Raw genomic sequence first — 6,600 nt, forward strand, 5'->3', positions numbered from 1 at the left:
CTTCTGCGTGTGGGTATTATTCTGTATTTCGGTCTTGCTGCTGTGGGGATGATTGTCGCTAGCGGGTAAGTTAGTCCTCTGCTGGTTGAGTGATGGTAGCTTTTCGCTGTGGCGATGTGGGTCACGGAGGTTGCATGAGGAATGCGAGGGAGCTGAAGCGGGAGTTCATCCTGCTTCTGGATCAGTTGGTCAGGAGCCGCGAGTTCAGGAAACGCCTGCTTTTCTTTGCTGATTCGGGAAATAGCTTTGAGAGTTGGCTCAACTGGGAGCTGGCCTGGGTCTTTGCCAAGAACCACCCGTGGCCTCGCTATTCTGTTGCGCGTGAGAGCAGGCTTGATGGTGGTGGGCTCGCTGATTTAGTGCTCGCAGTCGGAAGCGAGTATCAGCCTGGGGTGCCCGCATGTTATGTTGAAACAAAACTCATATGGGCGAATGCGAACCGAGGAAAGATGGTGCGTTTTGCCGTTGATGATTTCCGGCGTCTCAGGGGACTCAAGGACGGGGTGATGGTCGTCGTTGCAGTATCCGCGGCCCAGGAGTCGCAACTCAACGTAGAGCCAGCGGACGTAACTCTTACGGAATTCGAGAAGGCCCTTGAACGGGCTGGCATCGTGGAGTCTCGTAATATTTTCGACTGCCATTTGGAGGCGTCAAACAGGGGTGAGTGGTACCTGAGGCCACGGATTCACATTCGGGCTTACCAAGCTGGCGTCTAGAGTGTCAGGGACGGACGGGCCTCGCTTCTGTTATGCCTTTCAGGCACTGGCGGTCAACGTTCCTTGCGAGGTGCGCAAGCGTCAGATCGACCGCCTCTTCCGAGGCGTGTCAGACGGATTTTTGGTGCCGCTGCGGATTGGCGCTCCACTTGTCCTCCTCCGGAGGTTCCGCTCACCGCTCAAAGACGTGGCTCTTTTCGGCTGGGTGCTCAATCGAGAATCCGTCGGCATGAGCGCCACCGCCCGCAGGCTTGTCGCGCGACTCCTCGCCCGATGCCCTGACCCCATCAGGGAATTGGTTGATTCGCTAAAGCAGCGCCAAGCTCCGCTACCTGAATGGATGGAGTGCTGGACTGCGCAAGGCCGGGAGCCTGTCAGCGCGGCCTCTGGGCAGCAACTTGGGACCCAGTGGCGCAACTCGCGCTCCTTGCACTCGCCGGCCGCTACGAGGATGCGATGGCAGCTGTTCACGCCACGGGCGTCCTTCAATCCGGAGAATGGCCGTCTCCCCACGAGCGGTTCCCTTAGCAGCTGGGAGATGCCGGCTTCTTGACCTTCTTCGGCTGGAGCGAGGAGTTCCACCAGCGAGCCGTGGAGGCGATCCGCAGCATCGTGCCCACGCCTCCGCAACTGGCTCAACTGGTGGCCTCGCTGCAGTACGGGCTCTGAGCCGATGCTTCACATCCAGTGATCAGGGCGCGGGGAGCTCCTCCTCCAGCTCGGCCTGGATTCCGGTCAGCAGGGCGGTGAGCCGGGCGAGGATGTCCAAGCTCGTGCCCGGTGAGCCATCCGGATTCCAGGCGTCGGCGGTGAGATTGCCGGTCGGTTGTTCGGGCGTCTTGTAGGGCTCCACCGCGAGGCGGGTGCGCCCCCCGGTGTCGATGAGCCTTCGGATGGCGTCGAAGAGGGCCAGGGGCTCATCCGGCAGCAGGGCCAGGTCCACTCCCAGCCTCCCCGCCATGAGCGTCCGGCGGAAGTCGCGGACCTCTCTCGCGCGGTCGTCCACAAGCTGCTCGTCGAAGGTGGCGACGGCGACTGACGAATCGAACGTCAGTCCTCGCCGGGACAGGTGCGTCGTCCCCGTGAGGGCATAGACGTCGTCCACAATCACAGTGGTGGATGCGAGGCGCAGGCTCCGGCCCGGCCCCGTCGCGGGCGAGAACACCACCACGCGGGTGCTGGCGGATTCGAGCCCGGCAATCAGCTCATCGCGCAGGCGGGCCAGCCTTGAGGGCAGGCCCGGCATGAGGTCCACCGGCAGGCACACGAAGGCGTGCAGTCCGGGCACGGCGGCCAGCCGCTCGATGAGCGCGTGCCATGGCGTGCGGCCTGGCTGGGTCTCCAACTGCGGGTCTCCGATGAAGGTGACGGGGTCGAAGGCGGGCGTCTCGATGTAGACGAAGTCCTGGGCTCGCTCGATGGCGCCCAGCAGGGAGGCCCAGCCTTCCCTTGCGCCTCGCGTGGCCACTCGCACGCGGCGGTCCAGGGCTCGCGCTACGGAGGCGGCCTCGGCGGCTCCTGGGGGCGCTGCAGGCATCCCGGGGATCCTTCCGGACAGGAAGGCGAGGGCGTCCGTGAGGGATTGGCCGAACGGGTAGAAGGGAATGGTTGTCGCCTGTGGGACGAGGGGCGCTTCGCCCTCCACGGCCGCGGCCACGGTCTGGAGCACGGTGGTCCAGACCGTCGCGTTCGCGGGCGCCTGGGGCTGCGGTAGCGGCGTCGCGGCGGCGGTGGCCAGGGCCGGTGTCGTGGAGTGGAGACGCTCGCGCAGCAACTCCGCAGCACGAACCGCGGCGGGGCCTACCAGCCTCGCACCCGTGCCGTGCACCTCGGGGGCTCCTGGCGCTCCGGGGTGGGCCTGCAGGTGGGGCAACAGCTCGTGGTAGCGCGACAGGCACGGCGTGGCTCCGATGACGGCCTCCACCTGGCCGTTGGCTCGGTCCACTCGCCCGGCGATGACTTCCTGCCGCTCCTGGCTCGGTAAGGGCGCGGCGGGGGGACGCAGGCCCGGAGAGGCCAGGAAGCTGCTCAAGGTGACGCGCTCGAGGGTTCGCACAGCGGCGCCTGCTCCCGTGAAGCGCTCCGCTGGGTCGCCCTTGGGGATTTGGCGGAAGGCCGGGGGCGTGAGCTCCAGGCGCAGCGCGTTCAGCGTGCTCGCCAGGGTGGGCGCGGCCCAGGCGGTGTTGGGAATCGTGGCGCGGTCCACCAGGGCCGGGGGCGTGGAGAGCGCCACCACGGTGGCTCCCGAGGGAATGACTCCATTGAGGGCCGACGCGTTGGCGAAGGGCTGCGCATTCAGCTCGCAGACCAGGAGGGGCGCGTTCGCGGACGCGAGGGCGACGGGGGCTCCTCCCACGGGCGTGGGACGCTGGATGCGCAGCCCGGCGGAGTGGCGGCTCTCCCTTGCTCGCGCCACGACCAGGACGTCCAGGGAGAGCGGGGCGGATGCGTTCAGGTCTCCATCCGGGAGCGTCACCACCACTCGCGCCTGACCATCGACTCGCACTGGGCCCGCGCCTCCGTCCATACGGAAGTGCCGGGCGCTCTCATTGTCGAAGCCCTGGGGCCATACCCGCACCCATGCCCCGGCAAGCTCTGTCCCGAGCCTCAGCGTCACCAGCACCCGCTGGCCCGTGATGACTCCGTTGTCGGCCGTGCCACCGCCCCTCAGGGCCTCGACGGTGAGGTCCTCCCCGCTCAACAAGGGGAAGGTGATGGGGGCCGTGCCGGGGATGGGCGGCGGCGGAAGCAGCGCACCCAAATCCCGCTCCACCGTGGAACACAGCAGGGTCCGCTCGCCGGTTCCGGAGAGCGTCTGCACCATCGCGCCCACCACCTCGTCGGTGGTGTCGAGGAGCACCGGCGACGGGGACGGTTGGATGGGCGGCGTGGTGCGCGTCATGACCGCATTCGACGAACGGCCGTGCCCCAACAGGTGCTGCTCCACGTCCACCAGCGCCACTCGCACGAAGTCCCGGGCGGGCGCAGTGACCGTGGCGGGCCAGAGCTGCACGCTCGTCCCCATGCGCCCCTGGGGTAGCAGCCCGAGTCGCCGGACCGGGGCGTTCGGCACCGGCGCGGGCAGGGCCAGGCTCACAGCCCCCGCGCCCGTGGCACGGCGGACCTGACCGGTGCCGGTAGCGTTCGTCGTCAGGGTGTCCAGGCCCTCGACGGGCGAGGCCAGGTGGGCGTTGACCAGGTGGACGGTGCGCGCGTCCTGCACGGCCTGCGTGCGCTGGTCCGTACCCACGAGACCCGAGGCCCACAGCGTGTTGGCGGACCCAGGCACCAGGAAGGCGTTGGCCAATTGCTGCCACCACGCGGCCACCGCGCCCGCGTCGACGGGACGTCCGCGATGGTCGAAGGCCCAGAGCTTCACTGGCAGGCTCGCTCGGGCCACGAGCAACGGCTGGAACGCGCTGTTGATGCGTCCCGCGCGCTTGAGGTCCGACATGGGCAGCGGGCCGTTGATCAGCGCCGTGCCCGTCTCCACCTCCAACTTCAGGCCCAGGGTCTGCGCCTGCTGTGAGGCATTGCCGAGCCCCACCAGCGTGGGGTCCACGTCCCAGCGGTTCGTGTTGAGCACTGCGGGCTCGAGCAGTTCAAGCGCAAGCGTGCGCACTCGCGCCCGGGAGCGGGTCCCAGCCGTGGGCGCGCGCCCATCCGGCGGACCGAGGACGCCACTCAGCAGCGCATCGAGGCGGGCCTCTACCTCCGGCAGCAGGGTGAAGAGGGCCACGAGGTGGTCGGTGCCAAAGGGCGCGGCGCCGCCATCCACGCCTCGCGGCAGGCGCGGCGAGGGCCTTTGCTGCGGCTGTGGGGCCTTCTGGACGTGCAGGGACAGGGTGCCCGTGGCGGGCGGAAGCCACTGGGTCCCCGCCGGCAGCGTCACGGACACGGACAGGTCGTCACCCGGCGCGGGGAGCGCGCCGAGCGGGTTGTTGAACCAGGGGCCCAGGGCGGGCGACACCAGCCCGAGCTGCTCGGAGGAAGGAATCAGCGGGGGCATGGCATTCCTCAGGGGCTTTCCAGGGTGCAGATGGCGGGCGGGCTCGTGCGCCCCATCGGGTCTCGCAGGCACACGCGGTAGCGGGTCCCCACGGGGACGACCCGCGTGTCCGTCACGCGGAACAGTCCGTCCGCGCCGCGCCCGCCCGACGCTTGCGGCAGGTCCGCATGGAGCGTCTTGATGCGCTCGAGCTGCTCACCCGGCAGCTGCCGGTCGACCTCGAAGACGTAGCGGCCCACGGGCCCCCCATCCAACAGCGGGTTCTCGTGACCGAAGCGCAGCTGCGCCGGGGTGGCCTGCTGCTGGACCGTCAGCCCCGTCACCGGCTCGGGCGGCAGCTGCGGCACGAAGGTGGTGGCCACCAGGGCGCTGGGCTCGCTCCAGGCGGCCGGCGGTCCTCCTCCCGGCGCGGGGGCGGCTCGGACCTGCGCACGCCACGTGTAGCGGAGGAAGGGACGCAGCGTCTTCGTGGGTGACAGCGGGGACGCTCCGGTGTCGGAGAACTCGACCTCCTGCACGCCGTCGGGCTCGGAGGCCGGGGCGATGGGGCCCTGGGCCACCACCACCATGCGGTTCAGGTCCTGGCCCCCTTCGATTCCTCGCAGCAGCCGGAACTCCGCGGCCGTGAAGGGGCCTCGGGGGACCCGGATGCGCACCCTCGCGGCCAGCGGCTGGCCGGGTTGCTCCGGCCGGGCGGAGACCTCCACCACCGGCCGCTGCGGGCTGTCGTCGCGGAGCACCGCCACCGGCACCAGGATGGACTCGGCGAAGGGCGACTCCACCTGGGCCTCGCTCACGGAGACCACCCGGTAGAACGAGAGCACCCGCAGGGACGCGGGCAGGTCGTGCTCCAGGCGCTGCTCGCCGGGCGTGGCCGGTGCGTCGATGGGCGCGCCCACGGGCTCGAAGAGGTCCCTGCTGAAGAGCGACGCTTCGCGCTCGAAGAGGGGCGCGCGCGCGGCCACGTCGGAGGCGGCGGCCAGGGCGTCCAGCGCGGCCCGGGCCCGCGGCGCGTCGGGCCCCGCCAGCTCCACGAGCCTCCGGAGGTGGTGCAGCAGGCGCCGCTCATCCGAATAGAACAGCCGGAAGGCACGTTGGCCCGTGGCGGTGGTGAAGGCGAGCCGCACGCGCGCGCGGCCCGTGGCGTCCGGGCGCGTGGTGAAGCGCAGCCCCGGGGCCACCGCGGGCGTGAGGGCCGAGCGCGGATCCCTCAACACCAATCGCTGGGGCTCCGAGTTGGCGGAAGGAACGCCGACCGTGTCCACGAAGCGGGCCACCAGGGTGACCTCGCGCCGCCCGGCGCGCTCAAGCGGCGGACCCGGGAGGTCGAAGGACAACTGCGTCGCCGTGCCCACGCTCTGCACGGAGGGGACGCCGTCGAGCGTGACCTCGAGCCGGTCGAGCAGGCTCGCGCCCGGTGCCAGGACTCCGGGCGCGGGCACGGGGACGCGCACGCGCAGCGTCCCCGCGAGCATGCCCAGGGGCATGGGCGAGGGCACCGGAGGCTGCACATAGTCGACGCGGAGCGTGGGCGCGGGCGGTGGGGGCCTCGCGAGGGCCGCGGCCGTCACCGTGCCGACGCTGCCCCAGCGCCCGATGAGGTCTCGCTGCGCGACGCGGTACGTGACCGGGCCCGCGGGCGCGGTGGTGTCCACCAGCTCGCCGCGCGTCGGTTCGGTGAGGCGGTTCGGCACCAGCGGGCGGGCGCGCCCCCCCGCCACCCGGTGCAGGCTCGTGAAGGTGGAGCCTTCGCCCCGGATGAAGGAGACGGTGCCCCCATCGACGAGGTTGCTCACCGGGACCACCACCTGCCGCCGGGCCTCGGGCACGGCGCGCGGCATCCACGGCCCGAGCCGGACGGGCCCGAGCGTGGGG

At 70.3% G+C, this 6,600-nt stretch carries 3 protein-coding genes; 1 reads left to right on the top strand and 2 read right to left on the bottom strand.

The genetic code is table 11. The annotated features are described in order from the left end of the window. Positions 1–134 precede the first annotated feature (134 nt). Positions 135–716, top strand: a complete 582-nt coding sequence (locus tag D7X12_RS42405) for a hypothetical protein (protein ID WP_147443671.1) — start codon at positions 135–137, stop codon at positions 714–716. 691 nt (positions 717–1,407) lie between these two features. Here D7X12_RS42405 and D7X12_RS15395 read toward each other — a convergent pair. Then, positions 1,408–4,725 (bottom strand): phospholipase D-like domain-containing protein, encoded by a 3,318-nt coding sequence (locus tag D7X12_RS15395; protein ID WP_120626029.1) that lies wholly within the window; start codon positions 4,723–4,725, stop codon positions 1,408–1,410. An 8-nt stretch (positions 4,726–4,733) separates the two neighbouring features. Continuing rightward, the coding region (locus D7X12_RS42895; protein WP_158620054.1) for a hypothetical protein at positions 4,734–6,600 on the bottom strand (1,867 nt) is incomplete at its 5' end.

The organism is Corallococcus sicarius (genome assembly GCF_003611735.1).
GTDB lineage: Bacteria > Myxococcota > Myxococcia > Myxococcales > Myxococcaceae > Corallococcus > Corallococcus sicarius.

Bases quoted from the DNA above. Each gene is read 5' to 3' on its own strand.
- D7X12_RS42405 (WP_147443671.1), top strand. From the start codon at position 135: ATGAGGAATGCGAGGGAGCTGAAGCGGGAGTTCATCCTGCTTCTGGAT.
- D7X12_RS15395 (WP_120626029.1), bottom strand. From the start codon at position 4,725: ATGCCCCCGCTGATTCCTTCCTCCGAGCAGCTCGGGCTGGTGTCGCCC.